This window comes from Lunatimonas lonarensis (assembly GCF_000390185.1).
Taxonomy (GTDB): domain Bacteria; phylum Bacteroidota; class Bacteroidia; order Cytophagales; family Cyclobacteriaceae; genus Lunatimonas; species Lunatimonas lonarensis.
The window spans coordinates 1-16399 of sequence record NZ_AQHR01000022.1 but is presented as its reverse complement, the minus strand read 5'-3'; the positions used below and the strand labels follow the sequence as shown (position 1 = coordinate 16399).

Annotated in this window: 12 protein-coding genes; 10 read left to right on the top strand and 2 right to left on the bottom strand. The window is 43.6% G+C overall.

The window, feature by feature from the left end; all coding sequences use genetic code 11:
* The first annotated feature begins 4 nt into the window (after positions 1-4).
* The 6 genes from ADIS_RS02755 to ADIS_RS02725 all read left to right on the top strand — a co-directional run bounded on the left by ADIS_RS02755 (position 5) and on the right by ADIS_RS02725 (position 8797).
* Entirely contained in the window at positions 5-475 is a 471-nt protein-coding gene (locus ADIS_RS02755) for a DUF4252 domain-containing protein (protein ID WP_010852770.1), read from the top strand.
* Between the two features lie 160 nt (positions 476-635).
* Positions 636-1898, top strand: a complete 1263-nt coding sequence (locus tag ADIS_RS02750) for a replication-associated recombination protein A (RefSeq protein ID WP_010852769.1) — start codon at positions 636-638, stop codon at positions 1896-1898.
* Between the two features lie 181 nt (positions 1899-2079).
* Positions 2080-3237, top strand: coding sequence for a hypothetical protein (locus ADIS_RS02745; RefSeq protein ID WP_035804451.1), 1158 nt, complete (start codon positions 2080-2082; stop codon positions 3235-3237).
* Between the two features lie 77 nt (positions 3238-3314).
* Positions 3315-5270: a heparinase II/III domain-containing protein gene (locus ADIS_RS02740; protein WP_010852767.1), complete on the top strand. Its 1956-nt coding sequence runs from the start codon at positions 3315-3317 to the stop codon at positions 5268-5270.
* An 871-nt stretch (positions 5271-6141) separates the two neighbouring features.
* Complete coding sequence (locus ADIS_RS02735) at positions 6142-7218, top strand: BF3164 family lipoprotein (RefSeq protein ID WP_010852765.1); 1077 nt, start codon at positions 6142-6144, stop codon at positions 7216-7218.
* Between the two features lie 514 nt (positions 7219-7732).
* Positions 7733-8797, top strand: coding sequence for a 6-bladed beta-propeller (locus ADIS_RS02725; protein WP_155907084.1), 1065 nt, complete (start codon positions 7733-7735; stop codon positions 8795-8797).
* 265 nt (positions 8798-9062) lie between these two features.
* Here ADIS_RS02725 and ADIS_RS02720 read toward each other — a convergent pair whose 3' ends face one another.
* Positions 9063-10256 (bottom strand): ATP-binding protein, encoded by a 1194-nt coding sequence (locus ADIS_RS02720; protein ID WP_010852761.1) that lies wholly within the window; start codon positions 10254-10256, stop codon positions 9063-9065.
* 432 nt (positions 10257-10688) lie between these two features.
* Between ADIS_RS02720 and ADIS_RS02715 the strand changes: the two genes are divergently transcribed.
* A complete protein-coding gene (locus tag ADIS_RS02715) occupies positions 10689-11063 on the top strand; it encodes a BlaI/MecI/CopY family transcriptional regulator (RefSeq protein WP_010852760.1) in 375 nt (124 codons plus the stop codon).
* A complete protein-coding gene (locus tag ADIS_RS02710; RefSeq protein ID WP_010852759.1) occupies positions 11060-12781 on the top strand; it encodes a M56 family metallopeptidase in 1722 nt (573 codons plus the stop codon). Before ADIS_RS02715 ends, ADIS_RS02710 begins: the two co-directional genes overlap by 4 nt.
* Positions 12782-13366: 585 nt before the next feature.
* On the opposite strand, the gene ADIS_RS23540 is transcribed toward ADIS_RS02710, so the two are convergent.
* Entirely contained in the window at positions 13367-13495 is a 129-nt protein-coding gene (locus tag ADIS_RS23540) for a hypothetical protein (RefSeq protein WP_262493029.1), read from the bottom strand.
* Positions 13496-13669: 174 nt separating this feature from the next.
* Between ADIS_RS23540 and ADIS_RS02705 the strand changes: the two genes are divergently transcribed.
* Both ADIS_RS02705 and ADIS_RS02700 read left to right on the top strand, forming a co-directional pair.
* Positions 13670-13903, top strand: coding sequence for a hypothetical protein (locus tag ADIS_RS02705; protein ID WP_035804445.1), 234 nt, complete (start codon positions 13670-13672; stop codon positions 13901-13903).
* 3 nt (positions 13904-13906) lie between these two features.
* The gene (locus tag ADIS_RS02700; RefSeq protein ID WP_010852754.1) at positions 13907-15073 is read left to right on the top strand and encodes a BF3164 family lipoprotein; all 1167 of its coding nucleotides are present in this window, start codon (positions 13907-13909) and stop codon (positions 15071-15073) included.
* Positions 15074-16399 lie beyond the last annotated feature (1326 nt).

The following is a 16399-nucleotide window of genomic DNA, read 5'->3' as shown; positions in this document are numbered from 1 at the left end:
AAAAATGAAGAAGCTGATTTTGTTATTGCTCGCCGTTTCCTACCTACAATCCGGATTTGGCCAAAGTAAAAGTGTGGAAGCCCTCTACCAAAAATATAAATCGTCCGAAGATTTTTTCCACCTGGATCTCGGAGGCAATTTTCTGGGCCTTGCCAAGTCATTTAATGTCAGCCTGAATGAAGCTGATAAAAAGAAGATCAGTCAGTCCATGGAAAAGATCCGACTAATTAAAATTCCGGGTTCAGCGACCGTATTGTCCACCGAGTTCAATGCCCTGAAGAAATCGCTGGAGAGAGAGCGTTTCGAGTTGATGATGGAGGCAGGCAAACGTAGCGAAGGCGTGCTGATCTATGGAAAAGGGGGAACACGAATCAAAGATATCGTGCTTATCGTCAGGGATGAAAAGGGGGAATTGATGGTGATTGAGGCTACGGGAGATTTTGATCCCGGATTGGTTTCCGGACTGGGTAAGTAACCAACAGTGGATGGCAAGGCTTCCGCTATACTTTCCCTCGAGGGATACCTGGAGGTGTTGTTGGAGGGACACGCAGTACCGCCATCCTTTTCTAACATCTTACCATGGGTCATTGGCGGGTGTTTTGTTATCCATGCCCATTTTGTCGTAAATTGGCAGGATGAACGCTATGCCACTTGCCGAGCGCATGAGGCCTTCCAAGTTGGAGGAGCTCATTGGCCAAGATCACCTTTCCTCTCCCAAGTCCTTCCTTTACAGGGCGATTAAAGCCGGGAATGTACCGTCCCTGATCCTCTGGGGTCCTCCGGGGGTAGGCAAAACGACCATAGCCAATATCATTGCCAACGAAGTCAAGGCTCCTTTTTATACCTTGAGTGCGGTCAGCGCGGGAGTCAAAGACATCCGGGAGGTGATCGAAAAAGCCCGGTTTCAGCAGGGCGTAGTGCTTTTTATCGATGAAATCCACCGGTTCAATAAATCCCAACAGGACGCGCTTCTGGGAGCGGTGGAGAAGGGGGTTATCCGCCTTATCGGAGCTACTACCGAAAACCCGTCCTTTGAGGTAAACGCTGCCCTGCTGTCCCGTTGCCAGGTGTTTACGCTGAATGCACTTGGTAAGGCGGAGCTGGAGAAAATGATCCAACAGGCGCTGTCCAACGATGCGGCACTGAAGAAGCTGCGGGTAGATCTGCGGGAAACCGATGCCCTGCTGCGTATTTCGGGTGGAGACGGGAGAAAACTCCTCAACCTACTGGAGATTGTGCTGGAGGGCATAGGGGAGGATCCGGTGGTGGTTACCGACGAAAAAGTAATGGCCATTGCCCAACAGAAGGTAGCCCTGTACGATAAATCCGGCGAGCAGCACTACGATATCATATCGGCTTTTATCAAATCCATACGTGGATCCGATCCCAATGCGGCGGTTTATTGGCTGGCAAGGATGATAGAAGGGGGGGAAGACGTGAAGTTTATTGCGAGGCGCCTGATTATTCTGGCCTCGGAAGATATTGGCAACGCCAATCCCAATGCCCTTCTCCTGGCGACCAATTGCTTTCAGGCGGTCAATGTGATCGGCTATCCGGAAGCCCGGATTATTTTGTCCCAATGTGTGACCTACCTGGCCTCCTCGCCAAAGTCAAACGCCAGCTACCTGGCCATCAATCAGGCCCAGTCCCTCGTCCGACAGCAGGGTGACCTGCCGGTTCCCCTGCACTTGCGCAACGCGCCCACCAAGCTGATGAAGGACCTTAACTATGGCAAGGAATACAAGTACTCCCATGACTATGAAAACAACTTCATCAGCCAAGAATACATGCCCGATGAGCTGAAAAACGCCAAATTGTACGATCCCGGTGCCAATCCCCGGGAAAATGAGCTTCGAAGGCACCTCCAAAAGTTATGGGGGAAGAAATACGGGTATTGAGAATGGGTAACGTTTTTTAGAGGAGGTATTCAGGCGGGCGGAAAGTTCCTGCCATTTTAGGCCAATAGAGGGGGTGTTTTCCTAAAAACCCTATGTTTTTTATATAATTTATATAAATGGTTGCACGGGCTATTTAAAACTAGTAGTTTAGGAGAATTTCTATCCAAACATAGCCAACCCAATGGTTAAAGATTCACATCGACACAGGGAGCAGCTCCTTCTTATTTTTTCGCTACTCGCATTCATATGGGCGGGTGTTGGCTGCGAACCTAGGGACAGTTCCGGATCCAGTGAGCGGGGATTTTATGTACTGGAGAAGGTGGATTCGTTTACGGTACATCGGGAGACAGACCTACGTATGTTGGACTATCATCCAGAAAAAAAGCAGTTCTTGGCCGTCGATAAGGTAACCGGGGAGTTTTTGCTGCTGGATCAAGGAGGCAACCTGCTGCAAGCCGTAAACAGGCGGGGTGAAGGCCCCCATGAATACAGCTCCAATCTGGTGGCACTTTCCTTTAATCGGGAACAAGAGGGCTTTCTTGCACAGAGTTCCAGGGAGCAAATTCGCTACAATGAGGCTTGGGAGGTGGAGCATCGCATCCGTTTCTCTTCCTATGCTGGGATCAATTTTTATACCGGTCCTAGGTATGCCGTTCCGTATTACCGGCTTCCGTCCGCAGCAGATCTCTATTTTTTCACCAGTTTCTTCTCAGGGGTCGGTGTTGGGTTGGGCGAAGCACTCCCTGAAGAAATTGCCACAAAATTGGTGGAGCAATTCAACCCTGAAAAAGGTGAGTTGGAGTGGGTAATGCCCTACGATACCGACCTGCTGCCCCATTTCGAAGTGGATGACACGCGCAAGGATGTCCGTCCGGTCCCAGTGTACCACTTGAATAGCGAAGCGGGAAGGCTTTACCTTACCTTTCACCGGTCTAATCAGGTAGGCGTATACGATCTTATCCGGGATTTTTCATTGTTGGAGCGGATGGAGTTTTCGCACCATTCCTTTTCGGCGGCCAACAATGCCAAGAATGTGGGCCTGTTCCAATTTGACGAGGAGAGTATCGGCATACTGTACTTCCGTGGACTTCCCGAACCGACGGTAGCCCTGCGCAAGGAGTCCGATTCGGGTTACTTTCCCTTTATGGACCCATCCCTGTTTTATTTTGTCCTACTCCAAAACGGTGAACCCCAAGAAAGGGAAGTGCCATTTCCGGTGAACTGCGACGTAAGGGAAGAGAAACTTCTCCTGCCGGGAGGGAGGCTTTTACTCAGGGAGCAGTACACGGGCGATGTAGAACAGGAAGACTTTGTCTATTTTGTTTATGAGTTAAGGTAGGCGAAGGTTTTTTCCCCTTTTAACTCTAGGATCAAATTGGTACATTGCACTAGTTGCAATGATGATAAATGGTTACTATGAGAGTCTTGATGGTTTGCGTTTTCCTATTGGTGTACATAGATGTAAGTGCCCAGGCCAAGAGGGATTTACTGGCGTCAAACTTCACCCGGAAGAAAATAAGCACTGTAATTGACAGAAGCCAAAGTTGGCGGCCATTTCCGGCATATCAAGAAAGAGAGGTGTGGGAATCGTTGCCAAAAGGGCTTCGTGAACACACCATCCAACAAGCCGAGCAATACATGGGGTTTAACTGGCCTACCGTCAAGGCTACTCAATACCTGGAGTTTACAAGGTCTGGAGACCGAAGCCAGGATGCCGGTACCATGGGTCAGCGAAGAAGAGCCCTGTTCAGCTTGGCAATGGCTGAGTTGATAGAGGGCAATGGCAGGTTTTTGGATGACCTTGTCAACGGTGTATTTGCACTTTGTGAGCAGACCTACTGGGGGAGTTCAGCCCATTTTTACCTCTATGGGTTTGAAGGTAATATATCCAACCCCACCACCGTGGTTCCTGATATGGATAATCCCATCATTGACCTTATGGTAGGTGATATGGGTACCGACTTGGCATGGGTTTACTATTTTTTCAAAGAAGCTTTTGATGAAATTAGTCCTGTAATTGCCAATAGATTGAAAAGTGAGATTTATCGGAAAGTACTAACTCCCTACTACAATAGAAATGATTTCTGGTGGATCACCGGATGGGATGAAGGGCGTGTGAACAACTGGACACCTTGGTGCAGCTACAACATGCTGGTCACGATTTTGATAATGGAAGAAGATCCCCGGCAAAAGCTGGATGGAATCTACAAGGCGATGCAGTCATTGGATTTATTCATCAATTCGTATCCTGATGATGGGGCCTGTAGTGAAGGGCCGGGGTATTGGTCTCATGCGGGTGGAAAGATGTTTGACTTTCTGGAGATTTTGAGCCTTTTCTCCGGTGGTGAAATTTCCATCTTTGACCATCCTATCATCAAAGATATGGGACGCTATATTTATAGGGCCTATATCTCCAATGGCAACTATTATCTCAACTTTGCCGATTCCCAACTGAAAATCAATCACGATGCAGGAAGGATTTTTCGATTTGGAAAAGCCATCGAGGACGAGACCATGGAGCAATTTGGAGCCTTTTTGCTGAAAGAGCAGTCCCATGGTGAAAGTATTAGAGAAAGCAGGCTGGGTGAAGCGCTGCTCAACTTATTTTATTTGGGAGAGTGGGAGTCCACCCCTGCTAATGAGCCCTTAATTGCCCATCATTATTTCGAAAACCTGGAGGCCTTTCTGGTGCGGGAAAACGAAGGCAGTACCGATGGATTTTACCTTGCCGCAAAAGGGGGGAACAACAATGAACAGCACAACCACAACGACGTGGGATCCTTTATGCTTTATTATGATGGGTATCCGGTTTTCTTGGATGTAGGGGTGGGAACCTATACAAGGGAGACCTTTAGCGAACATAGGTATTCCATTTGGACCATGCAGTCCAATTATCACAACCTTCCTCTGATCAACGGAATGGCTCAAAAGGCGGGAAGTCAGTTTAAGGCGCGGGACACGAGGTTTACCAAGAGTGGAAAATATCCCGTTTTTCAATCGGATATCTCAGGGGCATATCCCCCGGAAGCTGAAATAACGCATTGGCTGCGAAGCTATGAATTAGTGCCGGGGAAGAAAGTCACTGTTTCTGATGCGTTTGAATTGAAAAGCAGAAAGGGGGAAATCATCCTGCATCTAATGACCGGCCTACCATGTGAAGTATCTGAACCTGGTAGAGTGGTCATCAAAACCGAAAGTGCTGATCTTATGCTTTTTTATGATCCTAAACAACTCCACTTTGAGAAAGAAACCATCCCGATAAGTGACCCTAGGTTGGCGAGCAACCATGGCGATACGCTTTATCGAATTGCCTTTACCTATTTGCCGAACCGCCTCAAAGATACCATAACGTTGGAAATAAGGCCCCTGTAATCTTTGGGAGAGGATTTTTCCGGGGCGGCAGCCCCGGGTTATGGTGGTGGCAGCCCTTCGGGCTGGGGATTGCCAAGACAAAACAGTAGACATAAGTTGTTACATATTTTTTCCCACATCATTAAGGAGTTAGATTTAGGTACCCTTTCGTTCACAAGGTAAAACGCTCAATTCACGGGAGAATTTGGTCAGTTTACATTAATCTTCCTCAAACCTATTAAATTTTTAGTATTTTTTTTTGGGAGTTATTTATTTGTTAAACCAAAATTATTAAATTCATGAAATCGAGCCTGCCTACCAGACTAGCAGGCATGACGTAGCCGTCACACACTGGGATGCTCCGATAGCTACACGGGGCAACCACGCGACCTGCCGGCATACAGAGATTCCCTGCCTGCCGACCTTTAGGCATGCATTCCGACGAACCGGGACTAAGTTGTGACCGCTAAAGAGCAAATTATAAACACATGAAATCGAGCATGACGCAAGCGACACACACTGGGATGACTATCCGCAATGCGAGATTCCATGTGACCTTTGAAAATCAATTATAGACACATGAAAAGGAGAATGACATTTAAAAACCCACATTGAGTGCAGGTGTGTTGGCTATGAATATAGGGGTGTTTAATCCCTTTTACGTGGAGGCGGATGAAGGATGCTCGTATGTTTGTTGTCACATCAAAAGTACTGGCTGTGTAGCTCGTTCTAGTGCAGAATTTCAGATTGAAAATGTCTGTTACTGTACGTTTTGTCCGTAATTACAGATTCGAACATCAGTCATACGATAGCATTTGGTTGATCTTCGAATTTAATAAGATAAGAGCGTTTAACCCAAGTTTAAATAATTCAGCTATTAAAATTTAAAAATATGAACAAGTATCATATATACACAATTACATTTTTATTTCTTATATCCTGTTCAGAAAAAAAAGAGAGTCATAATTATAAAATATTTAAAGAAACAGACCTCGAATCAATAAATATATCTTCAACCAAAAAAAGCTTTGACGAAATATTAAACCCAAGTAAAGTAGAAATAATTGAAAACTACCTTTTTATTCTTGAAAGTAATAGAGGGTCATTGGAAAACCCACCCATACATGTAATTGATACAAAAAGTTGGTCCTATTACCGAGCGAAAGGGATCAGAGGAACTGGCCCACTTGAACTAGCTGGAGCACAAGTTCTTTTTGAGGGAAAAAGCTCAGATAGCTTTTGGGCATATAGCTCGCAAGATAAGAAGTTTTTGGAATTCAATTTGCACGATTCGAGTAGACTAGCCAATAATGAATATAGGCAACCATCATCTATGTTTAAAGTAGTTAGAATCTCACCTTTATCAGACACAAGTTATTTGGGGATTTCTGTGGAAAATAAGCATAGACTAATTGAATTTTCTAAAGATGGAGTAGAATTGAATAGCTATGGAGAATGGGAAAAAGTGAGTCAACATCCCTACCTTGATTTTTTCGACCTTTTTAGATTGAATGATGGATGGTTCAAGGGCAATTCAAGATATAAAATTTATGCGCACGCATGTATTTTTAGAGACAGACTTGAAATCTTCGATTATCAGACTAAAGAATTTATCACCGTCGACGGGCCAGACCTAGAGCTGCCTACATTCAAAATGATGGGGAAGGATAATTCAGCTAGTCTATATATTCCACTAGAGGAAAATAGGTATCGATACAGAGATCTGACAATCACGTCAAGTTATATTTTTGCCTTATATGGTGGTATCGGTGAATTTGAATTCCGGGAAACTAGTGTATTGGCCAAAAAAATATATGTATTCACTCATACTGGAAAGCCCTTGGTGCAACTAAACCTAGACCGTTCGATTGAGGGAATTGTAGTAAATGAAACGACAAACCAATTGTATGGCCTCACAACAGATGAAAATCCTGGAATTGCAGTTTTTAATTTACCTTTAATAGAGTGATGTTTCATTATGAAAAATATAAAACCTTTCTATCTAATTTTATCCACAAACAACGCCTCTTTCACTCCTTAATTCCAAAATAAAAGTATGTATTTGAATCCACCAAAGGCATAGGTGTGTATCCGCATTCCTTTACCATCTTAACAACAATGAGCTCTATTCAACCCACGGTACAAACAGACACAGCGCCCCCCAACCCCGTGCGGGGTTGGACGCTTCCGCAGGACCGTTCGCAGGTTTCCATACACAACGTTCGGGTGAAAGGGACTCCCTATTCGAAGCATTTTCCTCGGTGGCAGGCATTCAATCAACCCACTTCGGGGTTGGGAGGGTGGGGGGAGAGGATTTTTCCGGGGCGGCAGCCCCGGGTTATGGTGGTGGCAGCCCTTCGGGCTGGGGATTGCCAACGTACACAATCTAGCATACAAAAGCAGTGTCATTCAAGTAGTTTGTAAATCCTTTGGAAACGCCACCTGAAAGAAACAGCGGCAACCTACGATTTCAATAATTTAACATGAGGCATACCAGATTTTTGTTGCTCGTTTTTCTACTGGAAAGCTGTCGAGATAAAGACATGTCAGATGCCGTGCTGTCTCCTCAAGCCATAGCGATCCAGAAGGATTTTTTGTTGGGCGATTCACCGGAATTGCAAATCGAAATTCTAGACACCATAAACCTTGAGGCTCCGGGAAATCCTCCACTTACAGGAGTCCAGGATATAGCCTTCTCAGAGAACTTCTTTCTCCTGTTAGACAATAAACAGGGACTTTTGAAATTTGACTACACCGGTAGTATTCTCCAAACAATCGGAGAGACGGGAGAAGGTCCCGCCGAATACAGTATGCCCTATGCGATTCACTTGGATGAAAAGGAAAATTTTGTATTTGTGGCAGATTGGCAAAAAAGGATGGTGATTTCCTATGACCTGGATGGTGATTACTATTCCTCAAGCCAAAGGCTGCCTGGACATCCAATTTCTTTTTTTAAGGACGATGACACCCTATTGGTCGTTCAGGAGACGCTCCATGGTACCAAGGAAAAACCTCGTCAGGTACTGGTAAGCTCAATTGAACCAAAAACCCTTGAAGTCACACACTGGGAAAGGCCGCTTTACGGTTATCACTCAAATTACACCATTATCCATCCAGTCCCTAGGATATTAAGTCGGGTAAAAAACGCGAACTTGTTTTATTTGCCAATCATACGGGAAGATATATCATCGCACAATAACAGCGATACTATTTTTAGAAAGGAGGAGGATTACTTGGTTCCGGAATACCTGCTTCATTTGACTGGATTTGACAAAATACATCAGTTGGCGATAAACCATGTAGTCATCTCCGATAGCTATGCATTTTTACGTGTTGTATATGAAAATCGTTCTTATTACGTGGTAATTGATTTGGAGAACAACCGTCCCCTGATTCATTTAAGGCAGCTATTTGATCGGGAGTTGACAGAAGAAATCATTCCAAAGCCGATGAAGGGGGACCTGTATTATTCTATTTTGAGGGTTCATGATGGGGAAGAGGAAAGAAATCCAATGATCCTGTTTTACCGGATACTATCCCAGAAATAGTGGACGTTCTTTTTTGCAGTGAAACGGATCAATATCTCCCGGTATGTTACTTTCCGTCAATGGATTACCCAGCCATCTAGGTGTTTTTACAGAAACGAAATGCCTGGTTTAGATTTTCGGTAATACCTATGACCTTCCCTTGCGTAATTTTACTCAGTATATTGAGTAAAATTTTAAAATATCCCTTTAAGTAATGATTACCAAGTGGGTACAAAATATTTTTATCCCTGATACACCCGATAGTTACAGCCACAAGGTCTGCCTTTTAAAACAAATCCAACACGTCCATTTGCAAAAATTCCTGCCATTGAATCCCCGTCTCCCCGATCAAGAGGGATTTTGCAGGTTTGAATTTTTCATCAAAAGCGCCCAAACCGGATAGCTTTCCTGTTTTTCCGGATTTCACTTCAAGGGCAATCACTTGGTTTTTGTAGGCAACTACAAAATCCACCTCGTCATTGCCTTCCCGCCAATAGTGGATAGTTAGTTTTTTGTTTTTAAATGCCTGATTGATCAGGTGAGCACCTACGGCAGATTCCACCCACCTTCCCCAGGCTTCTTGGTTTTTAAGGATGGTGTCAAGACTTTCGCTGGAAATCGCTGACATGATCGCTGTATTGTGAACCTGAAACTTGGGGCTGGAAGCGCGTTTCCTGATCATATTGGGACTATACTTTTCAATGCCTCCCAGTAGGCCGGCATCATGGAGTAATTCCAGGTAATTGGCCAAGGTGGTGGTGTTGCCTGCCTCGGTTAGTTGTCCCATGATTTTGGTATAGCTCAGGATCTGTCCGGAATAGGCTGAGCCCAACTCAAACAAACGCTTCATCAAGGCAGGCTTATCCACCCGGGTTAGCATAAGGATGTCTTTTGATATACTCGTTTCCAAAAGTGCGTCACGGACATAGCTTTTCCATCGGTCTTCATCTTCTTTTAGCGTAATTGCACCCGGATATCCTCCAAACCACACAAACTCCTCAGCTGTGAGACCAAATGCATCCTTCATTTCCTTGTAGGACCAATGCCCCAAGTAAGTGGATTCGAACCTACCTGCCAAAGACTCGGTGAGTTCCTGCTGTAGCATCAACCTGGATGAACCCAACAGGACAACCCTGATATCCCTGCCATCTGCGGTGTCTTTGTCCCATTCGGCTTTGACCTGCTCGGACCAATTGTTGATTTTCTGAACCTCATCGATTACCAAAAGAAAAGGTTTGTCAGCTTGCTGTTGCTGTCGGATCCGGACGGTTTCCCAATGCATTGCAATCCACATACCATCTCCGGCAGGAACTGCATCGGCGGCCACCGACAAGTGAGGGAAATCAAGATCTTCCATCACCTGCCTTACTAAGGTAGTCTTACCTACCTGTCGAGGTCCGTAGATGACCTGTATAAATCTCCTGGGTTCGTCTTTCAGCCGTTTTAACAAACCTGCTTTTTCTGTCCTTTGATAGGTCATAATATTTTACTCATTATATTGAGTAAAAATACTCAATATAATGAGTAAATTCAATATAATAGCTTTTAGATTTTTAACGAATTTTCACTGACAGACACCACGCCCCTTAAACCTGCCTTTATCACCACGCTCCATACAAAGTCAATAAAGGAATTGGATACAAGAGTCAAAAATCTAGCGAGGGCGAAGCCCTTGGTTTATCGGATGTATTTAACCTTTTTGTGTTGGCAGCGGCATTGATTGAAGTTGCAGCCCCATTCCGGCAAAACCGTACCCGTTACTCTTTGCCAATAGCAAACTAAACAAACTAAACGGAGTGAAAATAGCGCATGAATCAAATTCCCCTCAGTTAGTTGCGAAATTTTTAGTCCGTAATTTTTAATTCTTATTTTATGTTCTATATTTGTAGAACGAATTCTATAAAAATAGAGAATGAATCTTTCAAACGCTGAAGAGCAACTTATGAATTTGATTTGGGAAAAAAAAGGCAGAGTCTTTATGAAGGATATTTTGGAATCCTATCCCGATCCCAAACCAGCCAATACGACTGTGGCCACATTACTGAAGCGGCTGCAAGAGAAAGGCGCCATCTACTTTGAACTGTACGGCAACTCCAGGGCGTACTTCCCATTGGTAGAAAAAAACGATTATTTCTCCAAAAAGGTAAACACCATGATCAAAGACTTCTTTAACGATTCCCCAGCCCAATTTGCTTCCTTTTTCACCCAAGAGACGGAATTGGATATGAGAGAGTTGGAAGCACTGAAAAAAATAATCGAAGAACAACTTAAATCCCAAAAGCCATGATAGCGTATATCGTTAAGGCCAGTATTGCCTTGGTTATCTTCTATGTTTTCTACCGGGCCTTTTTGGCCAAAGAAAGCATGTTCCGGTTCAATAGATTCTACCTGCTATTTGCGCTCAGCTTTTCACTGATTGTTCCGTTTCTTGAATTGCCATTTGGTGTCCAAATCACGGAAAGCTTACTTTTTGAGCCTGCTGCGCCATTCACCTCTGTGGAGATAGAGGAGAGTCCCGCTGAAATTCAAACACAGCCATACGGCTTGGATCAGGGGGGAAATGAGGTGAACTCCCAAGTTCCAACCGTAACTACCTTAAACTGGAATGCTATATTCTTGGGCATGTATTTAATCGGATTAATCTTCTTTTCAATCCGCTTTATGCTACAACTGGCCCAACTCATTCGGTTAATACGAACTAATCCGACCCGAAAGGATACTGAATGCACCTATGTGCTGCTAGCCGATAAAACCATACCCTATACATTTTTGAACTTTCTGTTTGTTGAAAAGGAATCTTTCCAACGGATTGAAAAAGAGATCCTATGCCATGAACTGACCCATATTCGCCAGAAACACAGTTGGGATATTTTGCTGGTGGAATGTCTTAAAATTGTTTTCTGGTTTAATCCTCTATACCTACTTTATAAGCAGGCGATCCAGCTTAATCACGAGTTTCTGGCAGATGAGGCTGTTAATGCCACCTTCCGGGAAAAAGCAGCATACCAGTGGCTTTTGTTAAATAAAACTTCCGGCAAGCAGGGTGCGATGTCCATGAGCAGTCCATTCAATTTTTCCGCCACCAAAAGCAGGATAATTATGATGGGCAAAATCAGTTCACCTCTAAAATCCAGTGTACTCAAATCGGTCAGTATGCTGATAGCTGCTCTCTTGACCGTTTTTTTATCATCCAGCCGACAATTTGAATCCCCGTCATTTCAATCCACCCCATTTCAATCCACGCCATCTCAATACTCAAACAATTTTGAGCAATTGCTATCCGAGGGATTTAAAGACGGAGATCAGTATGAATTGGATCTGAATAAATTGGACTTGTATGCACTCCGGGAGGCCTATTTTGCTTTGGATGAAAATGAAAAGTTTACCGGTACAGAGTTTCCGTTTTTTGACGAATTGGCATTTGAGAAGATGGTAGCGTTGCAGCAAGCTTATCCCAAGGTAAAAACGAGCATTTTATATGAAAGGTCCCCCGAAAAAAAGGAAATCAAAAAGGAGGTTTTCGAAGAGTGGAAAAAAACAAAGAATATCTCATTGACCATTGATCATATAGAAAAAGAGGTGTCGGAGTTGACCAATTACCAACCGGAAGATTTTGCCATGTTTCTAGTTCGTGAAACGGAGAAAAGAGGTTTTCTAAAAAAAGCGGCCTACAATGTATCACTGATGACCCATGAATATTTTCATGGAAAATTTTTTAAGGCAGTGAAAAAAATTACAGCTGTCCAAGCTGAATATCCGAGTGCTCACAAGGTACAGGTATTCTTTGGACGCAACAACATAATTGAAAAAGATGGGAAAATCACCAAGATCGCTCCCGAGAACTTTGAAGCCATTATCTTTGAGCAATTGCGGATCATTGATCCCGCCGAATTGATTTCGAATATGGGACACATTATTCGTGAAAACAGGCAACAAAGCATTACAATTGCCATACTGCGTAACGAGGGAAGAGGGGTAACCGTAATGCCTTTACCAATCAACTGACACAATTCTGGGGGTTCTTTAGCGTGTCGTTGATGGAAATATTAAGACGAAGCAAATCCTTTTATCTCCGTTAGAGGCTCTTAGTATAACCCAAGTCCTAAACTTCATCAAGTTCATCAGATAAGCGGCCATCATTCCGGATCGCGTTAACAGCGTAAATGAAGTACCAAATATTGAATTAAAAATTAAAAAAAGGATATCTATGCGGTATCTATACTATTTGATTTTTGATCTCCAGGTTGGATATTTTTTGTTAACCACAGGTTTACACAGATTACCATAGATTTCCTAGATAAACCCATAGGCTTAACAAAAGGTGCAGTACCCGAGGAGTGGAAGACCATCTGGTTTAAAATTTTCAAGTTAGGCAATACCTATACGCCAAGTATTCCCGTTCACTACAGGCCCGAAGGGCCGTTCCAACAATAACCGTGGGTGCCAACCCACGGCAATAACAGGCACAGCGCCCCCCAACCCCGTGCGGGGTTGAACCCTTCTGCAGTACCGTTCGCAGTTTTCCATACACAACGGTCGTGTGAATGGGACTCCCTATTCGAAGCATTTTCCTCCTGGGTAGGCATCCATTCAACCTACTTTGGGGTTGGGAGGGAGGTAATAGATGGCTTTTCCGAGGCGGCAGCCCCGGGGTATGGTGGTGGTAGCCCCTCGGGCTACGGATTGCCAAGACAAAACAGGAGACATAAGCGGTCGCATATCGATTCCCTTATTTATCAAGGGAGGTAACTGTAGTAGCCCTTTCGTTTAAAAGGTAAAACGGTCAGTTCACGGGAAAAAGCGGTCAGTTCGCGGGAAATAGCCTTAAACCTATTTTTGTTTTTGTTTTTTATGTGTAGGTTTATCACATGTTAACTTTAAATAATTAAAACCATGAAAAAGAAAATGACATTGAAAAAAGCCGCCATGGCGACAGGGGTGGCAGCTATGAGTGTCGGGTTATTTAGCACCTTCCAAACCGAATTGTTTGGCGGAAGCTTACCCAACTGCAGCCACATGGGCTTTGAAGAATGTAAAAGTAGTTATTGTGAATTTGATGATAGTGATCGGTGCGATGTGGAGCAAGGCGGACACCCTGTGAGTTTCTGGAATTATAGAAGAAAATAAAGAATGAACAAAACAGTATTTCCCCCAATTGTTAACAGCGGGGTGCTTGATGACCGAGCGGATGCCTTGCATCAAGCCCGTCTTAGGGAAAATCCCGTAGGGATTTTCCCTAAGCTCAATTCTAGAGCAATCATTATTAATATCTTTGCCATTTTGATTTTATGGTCATGCGCGCGTGGAGACCCCAAGGAACAGCTTATCCAATTCCCCGAAGAAGTCTCTTTAGTTGTACTGTCAAATCATCCAACCTTTGAAATCCGTGATGACCTTAGATTAAGCCATATTGACGATTATCTAATCGTTTTGTCTTCGATAAACAGTAAATCCAATTTATCTATTTACAACAAACGCGATTTTTCTTATGTCATTGATGGAATACCTTTAGGGGAGGGACCTGAAGAAATCATGACGCCTATTTCATTACATACCCATAATAGAGACATCTACATCGTGGATGGATCCACAAAAATGGTAAAATACAGCCTGGATTCCATCCTAATGCAACGGGCCTTTCACCCCATAGCCTCTATCAAGCACCCTAGGGTACAAGAGTTCCTTTGGTACTTTTTGCCCGTTCCATCCGGTTATATCTTGACTACCTTCAACAAAAAAAGGCATTTTATCAAAATCGACCACAGCGGAAGTCCAGTTGCCGAGTTAGGTGTTTTTCCCGAAAATCCCCTATTGAAACAGGTTTCCAATATGTCGTATGGCGACTATTACACTGGAATTTATACCATCAGCCCTAGGCAAGATAGAATCTTCAAGGTATACAGGGATTTTGGGATGATAAGCGTCTACGATACGCTTGGCAATGAACTAAATACCAATAGATTGGACCTGGAGACCAACTATGAAGGTAAGGTCACATTTGAAGATGGCAGAATGATTAAGGGCCCCCGAAACTCAATGTATGTCAGGCTGAGCAGTGATGAGAAATATGTATATGGTTTGTTTTACGGGAAGGACCCCTCAAAAAATGTTCATAGGGCAACTATCTGTGATGAGATTCATGTATTCGACCACCTGGGCAACCCTCTAAAAAAAATAAAACTCGAAGTTGGGGTCACTGATATTAGTGTGGATCGTAAGGCAAACCGAATATATGGCATTAACTACTTGGAAGAACGCCCTTTGGTGGAATTTGATCTTGGGGACATTTTGCTTTGAGTCAAAGAGCCGTGCCAAGTTTTTAAGAAATCCACGGGAGTTGCGGGTGTGGTGGCCATGAGTATTGGGTTGTTCAGTTCGTTTGATGCCGAAGCAGATGGAGGATGTCAATTTGTTTGTTGCGCTAGAAATTATACCATTTTCTGTGAAGATAAAGATGGAAATGCTTGGGAGAAATCAAAAAAAATCGATGGAGTCACAACCTGTACCTGTCATGAATGGGATTGAAACCTTTAAGCACAGCAATTATTTTTATTTAAAGAATAAATGCTGTGCTAGTTTTGGCAAAAATCGGCTTACCTGGATAGGTTGTTTTTTCTTGATTTCTGCCTGCTCGGAACCAAATTCAGATCAGGGTTCCACAAAAAAAAAATTGACAGACCCAGTATTACCACAGTCTCTTCCCTTACGGGAGTAAAGCATGTTTTTGAAGAAATAGTAACGCCGGGAAGCATACTGTTTAAACAAAACAAGTTGGTGATTTCTGATGAATCGGAGATTGGATACCTTACTCATATTATCGGCACAGATAGTTGGGAATGCCTCTATCCTATGGGGATGGTTGGATATGGGCCTGGGGAGACGCCTTTGGTCTGGACGATGGAAAGTGGTCTTGAACCGGACTACTTTTGGACTTACGGGCTTTCAGCGAAGACCTTATCCCAATTCCCTTTGTAGGAAACATCTGAAAAGCTATCCGTTCGTCAAATAAAATAAAAAGAAGTTTTTTTTCTGGCCATGGGATTGACATGGAGCTCAGATAGTACACTGATGACCTATTTGGTAAGGGGTGAGGACAAATTTGTGGAATATAAAATAGATGGCACAAAATTAAATGGAAATGGGAAAAACCAATACCGGGAAATTACTCTTCCGAAATTATAGCTTCCTTGCACCAAGGGAAGTTAATGGGAAACCCAAAAACCAACAAATATCTGAAAGCATGTATTCTTAGGGATCGTCTGGAAATTTTTGACAAAAAGACTGGAGACATTATTTCCATCGACGGGCCTCCAAATCATATACCTCAATTCATAGTTGTAGGTTCACCAGGAAACCAATCTCCCATTGTTCAGTCGGATCAGCCTCTGGCTTATATGGACGCGCTTCTGGGGGATGATTTGGTCTTTGGGTTATATTCCGGAAACACAGACCAGGAAATAATGAAATTGGGAAGAGGATAAACCGAAATCTTCGTGTTTGATCAATATGGGGAAGCCCTGGCACTGTTTAACCTGAACACCCCAATCAGTGCATTTACCGTAGATGAAGCAAATAAAAGAATTGAATTAGGCATTTTGTAAATGATCAAAATCTGCCTATATT